13 protein-coding genes and 1 riboswitch are annotated in these 14,406 nt (G+C 71.3%); of the genes, 10 read left to right on the top strand and 3 right to left on the bottom strand.

Annotated features, from left to right (window positions below; all coding sequences use genetic code 11):
* Positions 1 to 66 precede the first annotated feature (66 nt).
* The 5 genes from rpsB (at position 67) to ACFYV5_RS06695 (ending at position 4,639) form a co-directional block, all read left to right on the top strand.
* Positions 67 to 1,017, top strand: coding sequence for a 30S ribosomal protein S2 (gene rpsB / locus ACFYV5_RS06715; RefSeq protein ID WP_389165296.1), 951 nt, complete (start codon positions 67 to 69; stop codon positions 1,015 to 1,017).
* A gap of 113 nt (positions 1,018 to 1,130) precedes the next feature.
* On the top strand, positions 1,131 to 1,967 hold the full coding sequence (tsf, locus tag ACFYV5_RS06710) for a translation elongation factor Ts (RefSeq protein WP_355107349.1): 837 nt from the start codon (positions 1,131 to 1,133) through the stop codon (positions 1,965 to 1,967).
* A gap of 158 nt (positions 1,968 to 2,125) precedes the next feature.
* Positions 2,126 to 2,890, top strand: coding sequence for a UMP kinase (gene pyrH / locus ACFYV5_RS06705; protein ID WP_355107347.1), 765 nt, complete (start codon positions 2,126 to 2,128; stop codon positions 2,888 to 2,890).
* 100 nt (positions 2,891 to 2,990) lie between these two features.
* Positions 2,991 to 3,548, top strand: a complete 558-nt coding sequence (frr, locus tag ACFYV5_RS06700) for a ribosome recycling factor (protein ID WP_355107345.1) — start codon at positions 2,991 to 2,993, stop codon at positions 3,546 to 3,548.
* Positions 3,548 to 4,639, top strand: a complete 1,092-nt coding sequence (locus tag ACFYV5_RS06695) for a phosphatidate cytidylyltransferase (RefSeq protein WP_355107343.1) — start codon at positions 3,548 to 3,550, stop codon at positions 4,637 to 4,639. The genes frr and ACFYV5_RS06695 overlap by 1 nt, the downstream gene beginning before the upstream one ends.
* A gap of 87 nt (positions 4,640 to 4,726) precedes the next feature.
* Here the strand turns inward: ACFYV5_RS06695 and ACFYV5_RS06690 are convergent, their stop codons facing one another.
* Together ACFYV5_RS06690 and ACFYV5_RS06685 are read right to left on the bottom strand one after the other, a co-directional pair.
* The gene (locus ACFYV5_RS06690) at positions 4,727 to 6,295 is read right to left on the bottom strand and encodes a phytoene desaturase family protein (RefSeq protein ID WP_389165290.1); all 1,569 of its coding nucleotides are present in this window, start codon (positions 6,293 to 6,295) and stop codon (positions 4,727 to 4,729) included.
* Positions 6,296 to 6,298: 3 nt separating this feature from the next.
* On the bottom strand, positions 6,299 to 6,784 hold the full coding sequence (locus ACFYV5_RS06685; protein ID WP_355107339.1) for an SRPBCC family protein: 486 nt from the start codon (positions 6,782 to 6,784) through the stop codon (positions 6,299 to 6,301).
* 133 nt (positions 6,785 to 6,917) lie between these two features.
* On the opposite strand from ACFYV5_RS06685, the gene ACFYV5_RS06680 reads away from it, so the two are divergent.
* The 5 genes from ACFYV5_RS06680 (at position 6,918) to ACFYV5_RS06660 (ending at position 13,191) form a co-directional block, all read left to right on the top strand.
* Complete coding sequence (locus ACFYV5_RS06680) at positions 6,918 to 7,817, top strand: SDR family oxidoreductase (protein ID WP_389165288.1); 900 nt, start codon at positions 6,918 to 6,920, stop codon at positions 7,815 to 7,817.
* Between the two features lie 262 nt (positions 7,818 to 8,079).
* Positions 8,080 to 9,186 carry a 23S rRNA (adenine(2503)-C(2))-methyltransferase RlmN gene (rlmN, locus tag ACFYV5_RS06675; RefSeq protein WP_362415685.1) on the top strand — a complete coding sequence of 369 codons (1,107 nt, stop codon included), beginning with the start codon at positions 8,080 to 8,082 and terminating at the stop codon, positions 9,184 to 9,186.
* Positions 9,187 to 9,215: 29 nt separating this feature from the next.
* A riboswitch (TPP riboswitch) is annotated at positions 9,216 to 9,326 on the top strand.
* Positions 9,327 to 9,413: 87 nt separating this feature from the next.
* The gene (locus ACFYV5_RS06670) at positions 9,414 to 10,481 is read left to right on the top strand and encodes a thiamine ABC transporter substrate-binding protein (RefSeq protein WP_355108311.1); all 1,068 of its coding nucleotides are present in this window, start codon (positions 9,414 to 9,416) and stop codon (positions 10,479 to 10,481) included.
* Between the two features lie 38 nt (positions 10,482 to 10,519).
* The gene (locus ACFYV5_RS06665) at positions 10,520 to 12,133 is read left to right on the top strand and encodes an iron ABC transporter permease (protein ID WP_355107333.1); all 1,614 of its coding nucleotides are present in this window, start codon (positions 10,520 to 10,522) and stop codon (positions 12,131 to 12,133) included.
* Complete coding sequence (locus ACFYV5_RS06660) at positions 12,133 to 13,191, top strand: ABC transporter ATP-binding protein (RefSeq protein WP_389165285.1); 1,059 nt, start codon at positions 12,133 to 12,135, stop codon at positions 13,189 to 13,191. The genes ACFYV5_RS06665 and ACFYV5_RS06660 overlap by 1 nt, the downstream gene beginning before the upstream one ends.
* A gap of 199 nt (positions 13,192 to 13,390) precedes the next feature.
* Here the strand turns inward: ACFYV5_RS06660 and ACFYV5_RS06655 are convergent, their stop codons facing one another.
* A complete protein-coding gene (locus ACFYV5_RS06655; protein ID WP_389165282.1) occupies positions 13,391 to 14,353 on the bottom strand; it encodes a hypothetical protein in 963 nt (320 codons plus the stop codon).
* Positions 14,354 to 14,406 lie beyond the last annotated feature (53 nt).

Raw genomic sequence — 14,406 nt, 5'->3', positions numbered from 1 at the left:
CGGTCCTTCGTGGCACGGCGCGTCGGGGCGTCAGGACATAACCGAGAACACCAAGGAGATACGGCCATGGCCGTCGTCACGATGCGGGAGCTGCTGGAGAGCGGCGTCCACTTCGGTCACCAGACCCGTCGTTGGAACCCGAAGATGAAGCGCTTCATCTTCACCGAGCGCAACGGCATCTACATCATCGACCTGCTCCAGTCGCTGTCGTACATCGACCGCGCCTACGAGTTCGTCAAGGAGACCGTCGCGCACGGCGGCTCCATCATGTTCGTCGGTACGAAGAAGCAGGCCCAGGAGGCCATCGCCGAGCAGGCGACGCGTGTCGGCATGCCGTACGTCAACCAGCGTTGGCTCGGTGGCATGCTCACCAACTTCTCCACCGTCTACAAGCGTCTGCAGCGCCTCAAGGAGCTCGAGCAGATCGACTTCGAGGACGTCGCCGCCTCGGGTCTCACCAAGAAGGAGCTCCTGGTCCTCTCCCGCGAGAAGGCCAAGCTGGAGAAGACCCTCGGTGGTATCCGCGAGATGCAGAAGGTGCCGAGCGCCGTCTGGATCGTCGACACCAAGAAGGAGCACATCGCCGTCGGTGAGGCGCGCAAGCTCCACATCCCGGTCGTCGCGATCCTCGACACCAACTGTGACCCCGACGAGGTCGACTACAAGATCCCGGGTAACGACGACGCGATCCGCTCCGTCACCCTGCTCACCCGCGTGATCGCCGACGCTGTCGCCGAGGGCCTCATCGCCCGTTCCGGCGCCGCGACCGGCGACTCGAAGCCGGGCGAGAAGGCCGCGGGCGAGCCGCTCGCCGAGTGGGAGCGCGACCTGCTCGAGGGTGAGAAGAAGGCAGACTCCGACGAGGCTGCCGAGGCTGCCGAGGCCGGCGAGGCCGCCGAGAAGCCGGCCGAGGCCGCTGCCGAGGCTCCGGCCGCCGACGCCGAGGCTGCTCCGGCCGCCGAGGCCGTCGAGGCTCCCGCCGCCGAGGCCCCGGCCGCCGAGGCCGAGCAGGCCTGACCCACGGCCCGACCTTCACAGGTCCGGTTGTTTCGGATGTAGACGGCGGGGGCCCACAAAGCCCCCGCCGTCCACCCGTAGATCTTTCAGACTTCGAGAGAGAACTCAGACTCATGGCGAACTACACCGCCGCTGACGTCAAGAAGCTCCGTGAGCTCACCGGCGCCGGCATGATGGACTGCAAGAAGGCTCTGGACGAGGCCGACGGCAACGTCGACAAGGCCGTCGAGGCTCTGCGCATCAAGGGCCAGAAGGGCGTCGCCAAGCGCGAGGGCCGCTCCGCCGAGAACGGCGCCGTCGTCTCCGTCATCGCCGACGACAACACCTCCGGTGTGCTCGTCGAGCTGAAGTGCGAGACGGACTTCGTCGCCAAGGGTGACAAGTTCCAGGCCGTCGCCAACGCGCTCGCCGCCCACGTCGCCGCCACCTCCCCGGCCGACCTGGAGGCGCTGCTCGCCTCCGAGATCGAGCCCGGCAAGACGGTCCAGGCGTACGTCGACGAGGCCAACGCCAACCTCGGCGAGAAGATCGTCCTCGACCGCTTCGCGCAGTACGCCGACGGCTACGTCGCGGCCTACATGCACCGCACCATGCCCGACCTGCCCCCGCAGATCGGTGTTCTCGTCGAGTTCGACAAGGAGAACGCCGAGATCGCCAAGGGTGTCGCGCAGCACATCGCCGCCTTCGCGCCGAAGTACCTCACCCGTGAGGATGTTCCGGCCGAGGTCGTCGAGACCGAGCGTCGCGTCGCCGAGGAGACCACCCGCGCCGAGGGCAAGCCCGAGGCCGCGCTCCCGAAGATCGTCGAGGGTCGCGTCAACGGCTTCTTCAAGGACGCCACGCTGCTCGGCCAGCCGTACGCGCTGGACAACAAGAAGTCCGTCCAGCAGATCCTGGACGAGGCCGGCGTCACCCTGAAGCGCTTCACGCGCATCAAGGTCGGCATCTGAGTCCGTACGCAACGGACACCGGACCCCGGTAGGGTCTGAAGCAGTCGTCCACGCTCGCGTAGGACGACCGCAGATCTGACGAGGAGGCCATTGCCGTAGGGGAAACCGCAAGGACCCATCGGCAATGGCCTTCGTCGTATGTGCACGAGGAGATCTCCATGAACCAGTCCGCCGCACAGGGCGACGACATCCACGGCAAAAAGTCCGGCCGCTTCATGCTGAAGCTGTCCGGCGAGGCATTCGCCGGTGGCGGCGCGCTCGGCGTCGACCCCGACGTCGTGCACAAAATCGCGCGCGAGATCGCCGCAGTCGTCCGCGACGGAGCGGAGATCGCGATCGTGATCGGCGGCGGCAACTTCTTCCGCGGCGCCGAGCTGCAGGTCCGCGGCATGGACCGGGCGCGCTCCGACTACATGGGAATGCTCGGCACCGTCATGAACTGCCTTGCTCTCCAGGACTTCCTGGAGAAGGAGGGCATCGACTCCCGCGTCCAGACCGCCATCACCATGGGCCAGGTCGCGGAGCCGTACATCCCGCTGCGTGCCGTGCGCCACCTGGAGAAGGGCCGCGTGGTCATCTTCGGCGCCGGTATGGGCATGCCGTACTTCTCCACCGACACCACGGCCGCCCAGCGTGCCCTGGAGATCGACGCCGAGGCCCTGCTCATGGGCAAGAACGGCGTGGACGGGGTCTACGACTCCGACCCGAAGACCAACCCCGACGCGGTGAAGTTCGACGCGCTGGAGTACGGCGAGGTGCTCTCCCGCGACCTCAAGGTCGCCGACGCCACCGCCATCACGCTGTGCCGCGACAACAATCTCCCGATCCTCGTCTTCGAACTGCTCGCCGAGGGCAATATCGCGCGCGCGGTGAAGGGTGAGAAGATCGGCACTCTCGTGAGCGACCAGGGCACCCGGGCCTGAGCTTCGGCTCGAACCGGGTACCTCCCCGCGAGGGGATGGACAGAGCCCTGCCGGTCGCACACCGTGCAGGACAAGACGCGACGACACGCAGGAGCAAGTGGTGATCGAAGAGACCCTCCTCGAGGCCGAGGAGAAGATGGAGAAGGCCGTCGTGGTCGCCAAGGAGGACTTCGCCGCGATCCGCACCGGCCGTGCGCACCCGGCGATGTTCAACAAGATCGTGGCCGACTACTACGGTGCGATCACGCCGATCAATCAGCTGGCGTCGTTCTCGGTGCCGGAGCCGCGCATGGCGGTGGTGACCCCGTTCGACAAGAGCGCGCTGCGCAACATCGAGCAGGCGATCCGTGACTCGGACCTCGGCGTCAACCCGAGCAACGACGGCAACATCATCCGTGTGGTGTTCCCGGAGCTCACCGAGGAGCGCCGCCGCGAGTACATCAAGGTCGCCAAGAGCAAGGCCGAGGACTCGAAGATCTCCATCCGTTCCGTGCGCCGCAAGGCCAAGGAGACCATCGACAAGCTGGTCAAGGACGGCGAGGTCGGCGAGGACGAGGGCCGCCGCGGCGAGAAGGAGCTCGACGACACCACCGCGAAGTACGTCTCGCAGGTGGACGAGCTGCTCAAGCACAAGGAAGCCGAGCTGCTCGAGGTCTGATGAACGACTCTTCCTGGGGGGCCCCGGCCGGTTCCGGCTACTGGGGGCCCGACCAGGGGCCTGCCCCGGCGGGTCCCGCATACGATGGGCTACAGGCGGCGCAGACTCGGCCCATGCCCATCGTGCCCGACGTCCCCGCCGGCGATCACCAGGACGACCACGGCCGGGGGGCCGCTCAGTCGAGCGGTCCCCTGTTCCGTGACGAGACGCCGAACGAGCACCCGCAGGAGCCCATGTCCAGCCCGTCCCAGCCGTCCCCCGGGGCTCCGCAGAAGAAGAACGCGGGGCGCGACCTGGGCGCGGCCATAGGAGTCGGGGTCGGGCTCGGCGCCGTCATCATCGCGTCGCTGTTCATCTGGAAGGCCGCGTTCGTCGGGGTCATAGCGGTCGCCGTCGTGGTCGGACTGTGGGAGCTCACCACCCGTCTCCAGGAGCGCAAGGGCATCAAGGCTCCGCTCGTCCCGCTCGCCATCGGCGGCGCGGCGATGGTCGTGGCCGGATATGTCCGCGGCGCGGAGGGGGCCTGGATCGCCATGGCCCTGACCGCCCTCGCGGTCCTCGTGTGGCGCATGACGGAGCCGCCCGAGGGTTATCTGAAGGACGTCACGGCGGGCGTGTTCGCCGCGTTCTACGTGCCGTTCCTGGCGACGTTCGTGGCGCTGATGCTCACCGCGGACGACGGGCCGCAGCGGGTGCTCACGTTCCTGCTGCTGACCGTGGTCAGCGACACCGGGGCGTACGCGATCGGCTGGCGTTTCGGCAAGCACAAGCTGGCGCCGCGGATCAGCCCCGGCAAGACCCGCGAGGGCCTGCTGGGGGCGGTGGCGTTCGCGATGGCGGCGGGCGCGCTCTGCATGCAGTTCCTGATCGACGACGGGACATGGTGGCAGGGGCTGCTGCTCGGTCTTGCGGTGGCGGCGAGTGCGACGCTCGGTGACCTCGGCGAGTCGATGATCAAGCGCGACCTCGGTATCAAGGACATGGGCACGCTGCTCCCGGGCCATGGGGGCATCATGGACCGGCTGGACTCGCTGCTGCCGACGGCGCCGGTGGTCTGGCTGCTGTTCGTGCTCTTCGTCGGTACGACCTGACGACCTGACCGAAGGTCTTGTCCACGGTGGGGCTCGCTGTCCGTAGGGACGGCGAGCCCTTCGTCGTATCCGGGGGTGTCCGGGGGCTCATCTTCGGCCCAGCAGGCGGTGGCGCAGCGCCGCCCGGGCCGCGTTGGCGCCGGGCGCGCCGTGGACGCCGCCGCCCGGGTGTGCCGAGGCCGAGGCCAGGTACAGGCCCTTGACCGGTGTCTCCGGGCGCCCGGTGCCGGGCGTGGGCCGGAACACGAGCTGTTGGTGGAGCGAGGCCGTACCCCCGTTGATGGCACCGTGCCGCAGGTTCGCGTCCATCGACTGCAGCGTCGGCGGGGCGAGGATCCGCCGGGCGCGGATGCGGTCACGGAAGCCGGGGGCGTAGCGCTCCACCTGCGCCTCGACGCGGTACGCCATCGCCTCACGCTCCCGCGTGTCCCAGACGCCGGTGATGCCGTCGGGTCCCGCGTCGCCGCGGATGCGCTGGGGCAGGTGGGTGTACGCCCACGCCGACTCCGTACCGGCGGGTGACCGCACCGGATCCGAGGTGGTCATCTGGCCGAAGAGGGCGAACGGTTCCTCGGGGACGTACTCCGTGGCGATCTGCGCGGCGAAGCGGGTCAGCCCGTCCACCCCGTCGGCCAGATGGACGGTGCCTGCCGTGGCCGCGGCATCGGCCGTCCACGGCACGGGGGAGTCGAGCGCCCAGTCGACCTTGAAGGTGGCGAAGTCCCACTGGAAGCGCCGCAGATCGCGCAGCAGCCGGTCGGGCAGGTGCTCGGGGGCGACCAGTCGGCCGAAGAGCGCCGGTGCCGAGACGTCGGCGAGGACGGCCCGGCGCGCGGGCACCTCCTCCCCGCCGGCCGTACGGACCGCGACCGCCCTGCCCTCCCGTACGACGACCGACACGACCCGTTCTCCGCATCGCACGGCACCACCGCGGCCCGCCAGGCGGCGTACCAGAGTCGCGGTCAGGGCCCCGGCCCCGCCCACCGGTACGGGGAACCCGTGGCTCTGGCCGAGCATGGACATCAGCCAGCCGAAACCTCCGCTGCCCGCCGCCTCGGGGGCCAGGTCGGCGTGGAGCGCGTTGCCCGCCAGCAGCAACCGCCCCGCCTCCCCGTCGAACTCCTCCTCGCCCAGACGGCGTACCGGCAGGGACAGGTTCCTCGCCAGCCGCAGCCCGGTCGACGGCCGCAGCCGGGTGGCGAGACGCAGCGCCGGCAGGACGGGCGGGAAGGGGGTGAACAGAGCCCGCACGATGTCCCCGCCGAGCCGCTCCCACAGGGCGTACATGCCCCGCCAGGCCTCGCCGTCGCCCGCCGCGAAATCGTCGAGTCCCGCCGCGGTCGCCTCCAGGTCGCGTGAGAGGACCGCGCACCGCCCGTCCGGCAGCGGATGCGCCAGGACCCGCGGGGCGTGACTCCAGCGCAGGCCGTGGCGTTCCAGATCGAGGCGGGCGAGCACGGGGGAGGCGGCGGCCAGCGGATAGAAGGCGCTGAAGACGTCACTGACGTAGTCGGGGTGGACGCCGCGGTCGCTGCGGACCGCACCCCCCGGCTCGGGCTGCTCCTCCAGGACCTCCACGCTCCACCCCGCGTCCGCGAGGAGATTGGCGGCGACCAGCCCGTTGGGGCCGGCTCCGATCACCACGGCGTCCGGCACGGGTCACACCACCCGGGTCGGCGAGGCCCCGCCCGTCCTGCCCGTCCGGTCCTCGCCCTGTCGGTTCTCCACGGTCCGGGCGAGCCGGGCGAGCATGCCCCGGTGCCGGAGCTCGATCAGGGAGTCGGACAGGGTGTTGTGCCAGCGGCCGCCCAGGCCGCGCAGCGGGTGCTCGTCACAGATGACCAGCGTCTCCTCGCCCCACGGGCTCACGACGAGCGCGATCCGGGCAGTTCCGATGCCTTGGGCGACGGCCTCCAGCTCCAGTTCGGCCCCCGGCTCGCAGCGGCGCACGATCGTCTCGCCGTGACCCGACCACGGGCCGAGCCGGACCGTGTACCGCAGCCGGGACCCGACCTGGGGCCAGTCGCCGTCCAGAGGCTCCGAGTCGGAGGTGCCCACCACCCACTCGCTGTAGCGCGAGGGATCCGCGAGGACGGCCCAGACGTCCTCGGGGCTCCGGCGGATGAGCTGGTGTCGTACGGCCATGGGGTCCTCCCACGTCGAGAAGTCGTCCGGGACGCCGGTCGTCTCGGACGTACGGGTTCGGGGCGTACGGGCTCCGGGCGTGCGGGTTCCCGATCCCGCGCGGTCCATCCGTCCCTGTGCCTACCGTGGACCCATGACGGGAGCTTCACCACTGCGCGGCCGTACGGCGGTCGTCACGGGTGCCGCGCGCGGTGTGGGGGAGCAGGTCGCCCTGGCCGTCGCCCGCCGGGGGGCGCGCGTGGCCGTCCTGGGCCACGAGGAGGGCGAGCTCGCCCGGGTGGCCGCCCGCTGCCGGGAGGCCGGCGCCACCGCCCACTTCTGGCCGGCCGACGTGACCGACGAGCGGCGGATGACGGCCGTGGCCGGGGAGGTCGAACGGCGGCTGGGGCCCGCGTCGGTCGTCGTCGCCAACGCCGGCATCGCCGCGGGCGGACCGTTCGACCGCACCGACCTCGTCACCTGGCGCCGGGTCGTCGAGGTCAACCTCGTCGGCAGCGCCGTCACCGCCCGCGTCTTCCTGCCCGCCCTGCTGGCCACCCGCGGCTACTACCTGCAGATCTCCTCACTCGCGGCGCTGGCCCCGGCGCCGATGATGACGGCGTACGGAGCGTCCAAGGCCGGAGTCGAGGCGTTCGCGCACGCCCTGCGCGCGGAGGTCGCGCACCGGGGCGTGGCGGTCGGTGTGGCGCGCCTGAGCTGGACCGACACCGACATGATCCGGGCGGCCGAGGACCACCGGGTGATGCGCGAGGTACGGCTCCACATGCCCTGGGGCGCCTCGCGGGTGCACGCCCTCGACGGGGTCGGCGAGCGGCTGGCCACGGGGATCGAGCGCCGCCGCCCCCTCCTGGGCCTCCCGCCCTGGATCCGCCTCGTTCCGTCGGTCCGCCCCCTGCTGCCCTCGCTGGTCGCGCACCGCGCCCGGCACGTCCTGTCCCGCCTCGACGAGCGCGCCCTCACGCCCACGGGCCCGCTCGGCCCGGGAGGCGAGGCGGACCGCTCCCGGGGCGGTGGCTGCGGGGACGGCTGGTGACAGACCCTTCCGTGACGGACTGGGAGCCCCGGTGATGCCGCACGAGCTGGATCACGTGCTCGCGGCCCTGAGCGGCGATCGAGCGGAGTCGTAACATCGGCCCCAGGCGCAGCGATGGTGTACATCGGGTCGTGTTCCCTTCCAAGAGAACGGCCCGAACCGAGCCCTCGGAGTTACCGCTCCGGGGGCTCACGTACGTCCGTGCCCCGCGCGGGGCTTGTGCCCTGGGTCACGCGCGCGCGTCTGCGACACTGGTAGCACCATGCCCAAGCCCGGAGAACTCACTTTCGTCGCGCCCCGCGGAGCCAAGAAGCCGCCGCGGCACCTCGCCGACCTCACGCCCGCCGAGCGCAAGGAGGCCGTCGCCGCGATCGGCGAGAAGCCGTTCCGCGCCAAGCAGCTGTCCACGCACTACTTCGCGCGGTACGCCCACGACCCCGCCGAGTGGACCGACATCCCCGCCGCCTCCCGCGAGAAGCTGCAGGGCGAGCTGCTGCCCGACCTGATGTCCGTGGTCCGGCACATCTCGTGCGACGACGACACCACCCGTAAGACCCTGTGGAAGCTGCACGACGGCACGCTCGTCGAGTCCGTCCTCATGCGTTACCCGGACCGGGTCACCATGTGCATCTCCTCGCAGGCCGGATGCGGGATGAACTGCCCGTTCTGCGCCACCGGACAGGCCGGGCTCGACCGGAACCTGTCGACGGCCGAGATCGTGCACCAGATCGTCGACGGGATGCGCGCCCTGCGCGACGGCGAGGTGCCCGGAGGGCCCGCGCGGCTCAGCAACATCGTCTTCATGGGCATGGGTGAGCCGCTGGCCAACTACAAGCGGGTCGTCGGAGCCATCCGCCGGCTGACCGACCCCGAGCCGGACGGGCTCGGGCTCTCGCAGCGCGGGATCACCGTCTCCACGGTCGGTCTCGTGCCCGCGATGCTGCGCTTCGCCGACGAGGGCTTCAAGTGCCGGCTCGCCGTCTCGCTGCACGCGCCCGACGACGAGCTGCGCGACACCCTCGTGCCCGTCAACACGCGCTGGAAGGTCCGCGAGGTCCTCGACGCGGCCTGGGAGTACGCCGAGAAGTCCGGCCGCCGGATCTCCATCGAGTACGCCCTCATCCGGGACATCAACGACCAGGCCTGGCGCGGCGACCTCCTCGGGCGGCTGCTCAAGGGCAAGCGCGTGCACGTCAACCTGATCCCGCTGAACCCGACCCCGGGCTCGAAGTGGACCGCCTCCCGTCCCGAGGACGAGAAGGCGTTCGTCGAGGCGATCGCCTCCCACGGCGTCCCCGTCACCGTCCGTGACACCCGCGGTCAGGAGATCGACGGTGCCTGTGGACAGCTGGCGGCGTCCGAACGCTGACCTTGTACTCTGTGCTCGAACACATCTCCATATTCCGACAGGGGAGCGCCACAGCGCTGAGAGTGCGGTCACCGTAGGACCGCAGACCCTCTGAACCTCGCCCAGGTCATTCTGGGTAGGAAGTTCGGTCGTAACTCGAGCTGTTGCGCCCTGCCCGCCTTCCGGTGGGCAGGGCCGCGTCTCTTCCTGGTCATACCCAGGAGGAATTTTCAGTGAGCACCAAGAAGATGGCCGCGGCGGCGATCGCCGCCGCGCTGGGCGTCACCACCCTCGCCGCGTGCGGCGGATCCGGTGACAAGGGCGCGACGACGGGCGCGGACAAGACCGTCACGCTCGTCAGCCACGACTCCTTCAACGCCTCCAAGGAGGTCCTGGCGGAGTTCACGAAGCAGACCGGCTTCCAGGTCAAGGTCCTCAAGAGCGGCGACGCCGGCGAGGCCGTCAACAAGGAGATCCTGACCAAGGGCTCCCCGCAGGGCGACGTGTTCTTCGGCGTCGACAACACCCTGCTCTCCCGCGCCCTCGACAACGGGATCTTCGTCCCGTACGAGGCGAAGGGCCTGGACCGGATCCCCGCCGAGCTCCGGCTCGACAAGGAGCACCGGGTCACCCCGATCGACTCCGGTGACATCTGCGTCAACTACGACAAGAAGTTCTTCGCCGACAAGAAGCTCGCGCCGCCGCAGACCTTCGACGACCTGGCGAAGCCGCAGTACAAGAACCTGCTCGTCGTCGAGAACCCCGAGCGGTCCTCCCCGGGCCTCGGCTTCCTGCTCGGCACCGCCGCGCAGTACGGCGACGAGGGCTGGCAGGACTACTGGAAGAAGCTCAAGGCCAACGGCGTGAAGACCGTCGACAGCTGGGAGCTCGCCTACAACCAGGAGTTCTCCGGCTCCGCCGGCGGCAAGAAGGCCAAGGGCGACCGGCCGCTGGTCGTCTCGTACGCCTCCAGCCCGCCCGTCGAGGTCCTCTACTCCGAGCCGCAGCCCAAGGACGCCCCCACCGGGGTCTCCACCGGCACCTGCTTCCGGCAGACCGAGTTCGCCGGACTGCTGAACGGGGCGAAGAACACCGAGGGCGGCAAGGCGCTGATCGACTTCCTGATCTCCAAGAAGTTCCAGGACGACATGCCGCTGCAGATGTTCGTCAACCCGGTCGTCGAGGACGCCACCCTGCCCGAGCTCTTCACGAAGCACGGTGTCGTCGTCGACAAGCCGCAGACCATGGCACCCGCCAAGATCGCCGAGAAGCGCGACCAGTGGATCCAGCAGTGGTCGTCGCTCGTTCTGAAGTAGTTCCCGACCGCAGGGGAAGCGCGGCGCGGCTCGGCCTGATGGTCGTGCCCGTCGCCTTCTTCGCGCTCTTCTTCGCCTGGCCCGTCGCCTCGATCGTCGAGCGCGGGCTGCGCGTCGACGGCGCGTGGCGGTTCGGCCGCTTCGGCGAGACGCTGAGCCGGCCGGAGATCCTCGACGTCCTCTGGTTCACGCTCTGGCAGGCACTCGCCTCCACCGGGCTGACGCTGCTCATCGCGCTGCCCGGCGCGTACGTCTTCGCGCGCCTCGACTTCCCCGGCAAGGGGCTGCTGCGCGCCGTCGTCACCGTGCCCTTCGTCATGCCGACCGTCATGGTCGGCACCGCCTTCCTGGCGCTCGTCGGACGGGGCGGGCTCCTCGACGAGTGGTGGGGGGTCCGCCTCGACACCACCGTCTGGGCGATCCTCCTCGCCCATGTCTTCTTCAACTACGCCGTCGTCGTCCGCACCGTCGGCGGCCTGTGGGCGCAGCTCGACCCCCGCCAGGAGGAGGCGGCCAGGGTCCTCGGCGCCTCCCGCTGGACCGCCTGGCGCACCGTGACCCTGCCGGCGCTCGCCCCCTCCGTCGCCGCGGCCGCGCTGATGGTCTTCCTGTTCACCGCGAGCTCCTTCGCCGTCGTCCAGATCCTCGGCGGCTCCACGTACTCCACCCTGGAGACGGAGATCTACCGGCAGACGGTCGACCGCTTCGACCTGACGACGGCCGCCGTCCTCACCATGGTGCAGTTCGGCGCCGTGGGCGTCGTCCTCGCCGTGCACGCCCGGACCGTGCGCCGGCGCGAGACGGCGCTGAAGCTGGTCGTGCCCGAGCAGACCGCGCGCCGTCCCCGGGGCGCCGGCCAGTGGGGGCTGTTCGGCGTCGTCCTGCTGTCCGTCGCCCTGCTGATCGTGCTGCCGCTCGGCGTCCTCGTCGAACGGTCCCTCGCCACGCCCGACGGCTACGGGCTCGACTACTACCGGGCCCTGCGCTCCACGGACCCCTCCGGCACCTTCCTCGTGCCCCTTCTCGACACGATCGGGAACTCACTCCGGTACGCCCTCGTCGCCACCGGCATCGCCCTGGTGATCGGCGGACTGGCGGCGGCGGCCCTCACCCGGCGGGCCGGGCGGCTCGTGCGCGGCTTCGACGCGCTGCTGATGCTGCCGCTCGGGGTGTCGGCGGTGACGGTGGGCTTCGGCTTCCTGATCACGCTCGACGAGCCGCCGTTCGACCTGCGGGCGAGCTGGATCCTCGTCCCGCTCGCCCAGGCCCTGGTCGGTGTCCCCTTCGTCGTACGGACGATGCTGCCCGTCCTGCGGGCCGTCGACGAGCGGCTGCGGGAGGCGGCGGCCGTCCTCGGCGCCTCGCCGCTGCGGGCCTGGCGCGAGGTCGATCTGCCGCTGGTACGGCGGGCCCTGCTCATCGCCGCCGGATTCGCCTTCGCCGTGTCGCTCGGGGAGTTCGGCGCGACCGTCTTCATCGCCCGGCCCGACACCCCGACGCTGCCGGTCGCCGTCGCCCGGCTGCTCGGCCGGCCCGGCGACCTCAACTACGGCCAGGCCATGGCCCTCTCGACGATCCTGATGGTGGTGTGCGCGGTGGCCCTGCTGCTCCTCGAACGCCTCCGCACCGACCGGACCTCCGGGGAGTTCTGATGCTGACGCTCAAGGACGCGACCGTACGGTTCGGGGCGCGGGCCGTCCTCGACTCGGTGGACCTGGAGGTCGCCGAGCACGAGATCGTGTGCGTGCTCGGGCCGAGCGGCAGCGGAAAGTCCACACTGCTGCGGGTCGTCGCCGGACTGCAGCGCCTGGACGAGGGCCGGGTGATCCTCGACGGCAGCGACCAGACCGGGGTGCCGGTGCACCGGCGCGGCGTCGGGCTGATGTTCCAGGACCACCAGCTCTTCCCGCAGCGGGACGTCGGCGGCAACGTCGCCTTCGGACTGCGGATGCGAGCCCCCGGCCCGGGCGAGCCCGGCGCGGCACGGATGGGGAAGGCGGACCGCGACCGGCGTGTGGCGGAGCTGCTGGAGCTCGTCGGGCTGCCCGGAGCCGGGCGGCGGGCCGTCGCCTCGCTCTCCGGCGGCGAGCAGCAGCGCGTGGCGCTCGCCCGCGCGCTCGCCCCCCGGCCGAGGCTCCTCATGCTGGACGAGCCGCTCGGCCAGCTGGACCGAACGCTGCGGGAGCGGCTCGTGGTCGAGCTGCGCCGGCTCTTCCACCGGCTGGGCACGACGGTGCTCGCCGTCACCCACGACCAGGGCGAGGCGTTCGCGCTCGCCGACCGGGTCGTCGTGATGCGGGACGGCAGGATCGCCCAGTCCGGGACTCCGCTGGAGGTCTGGCAGCGCCCGGCCTCCGAGTTCGTGGCGCGCTTCCTGGGGTTCGACAACGTGGTGGCCGGGACGGTGAGCGGGGACGCGGCCGACACGGTGTGGGGGAAGCTCCCGGTGCCGGAGGGGGCACCCCAGGGCGCGGGGAAGATCCTCGTACGCCCCGGCGGCGTCCGCCTCGGCGCCCCTGAGGACGGCCTGACCTGCACCGTCGAAGCCCGGACCTTCCGCGGCACCCACGTCGCCGTCCTGCTCCGACCGGCGGACGGTCCCGTGCTGGAGGCGGAGTGCACCCTCCGGGACGCACCGGAGGAGGGCGCCGAGGTCGGCGTGACCTTCGCGGCGGACGAGGTCGTGGTGCTGGCGGGGGACCGGCTCTAAGGCCGGCGGGGTGGCCGGCGGGGCCGGAGGACGCCCCCTAGGGGGTGTCTTGCCGATCAGGCCGGGCTCGCGTGCCCTGGTGCCGCGCCTCGCCGCGTTGTCGTCGGTCGCCAACGCTCCGCGTTGTCTCCCTCCTCCGCCTTGCGATCCACGGCACCAGACCCCGCTCCCTGACCCGGTCTGATCGACAAGACACCCCCTAGCGCAGGGCCGGGGAGCCGGTTCGCGACTCCCGGGACGGCGCTTCCTCGGCGTTCCCGGCCTCCGCCTCGGCGTCGTGGACGGCTCCCGCCTCGTGGCCCTCCGGCGCGCCGAACCAGGCCACCGCCACCGCGCCCGCGACCGCCAGCACGAAGCCGAGGACGGCGAGCCAGGCGAGGCCCGGGCGGGAGGCGTCGCCCAGCCACCACACCCCGATCATGCCGGGGAGCACCGTCTCACCGACCACCAGCGCCGCCGTCGCCCCGTTCACCGAGCCGATCTGCAGCGCGACGGTGTGCAGATACATGCCGCCGACCCCGGCGACGAGGATCGCGTACAGCGCCGGGTCCGTGAGGAGCGCGCCGAGGTCGAAGGGGTCGACGCCGTTCAGGATCCGCACCCCGACGCCCAGCGCGCCGAAGCCGAGCCCGGAGAGCAGACCGGCCAGGATCGCGGCCCGCGCGCCCAGGAGCCGTACGAGAACCGTGCCGCCCGCCATCAGGAGCAGGGAGATCGCGAGCAGCCACCAGTGCGTCGCGATCGAGGTGTGCCCGCTGCCCTCCGCGCCCGCCGCGCTCGCCAGGAGCACCAGAGCGGAGCAGACCACACCGATCGACGTCCACTCCGCCCGGGTGAGCCGGATGCCCAGCAGCCGGACGCTCAGGACCGCCGTGACGACCAGATTCGCGCTGATCACGGTCTGGGACAGGAACAGCGGCAGCAGCCGGGCCGCGAGCGCGCCGAGACCGAAGCCGATGAAGTCCAGGATCGTGCCGACGACGAACTCCCAGGTCGCCGCCGCCTTGGCGGTGGAGGAGAGGCTCGGCCCACCGCGCTCCGTGAGCCGGCCCGCCGCGGCCGCCTCGCGCCGCGCGGACCTGCGCGACCCGACGGCCTGCAGGACGGAGCCCGTGCCGTAACAGATCGAGGCGGCGAGGGCGGTCAGCAGTCCTATGAGCACCGAGGGGCTCCGTTCCGGAGGGGGAGGGGTACGGACTGCCAGACGGGGGATCG

Origin of the sequence: Streptomyces sp. NPDC003035 (genome assembly GCF_042888285.1) — a bacterium.
Lineage (GTDB): Bacteria > Actinomycetota > Actinomycetes > Streptomycetales > Streptomycetaceae > Streptomyces.
This window is presented reverse-complemented; position numbering and strand designations above follow the sequence as displayed.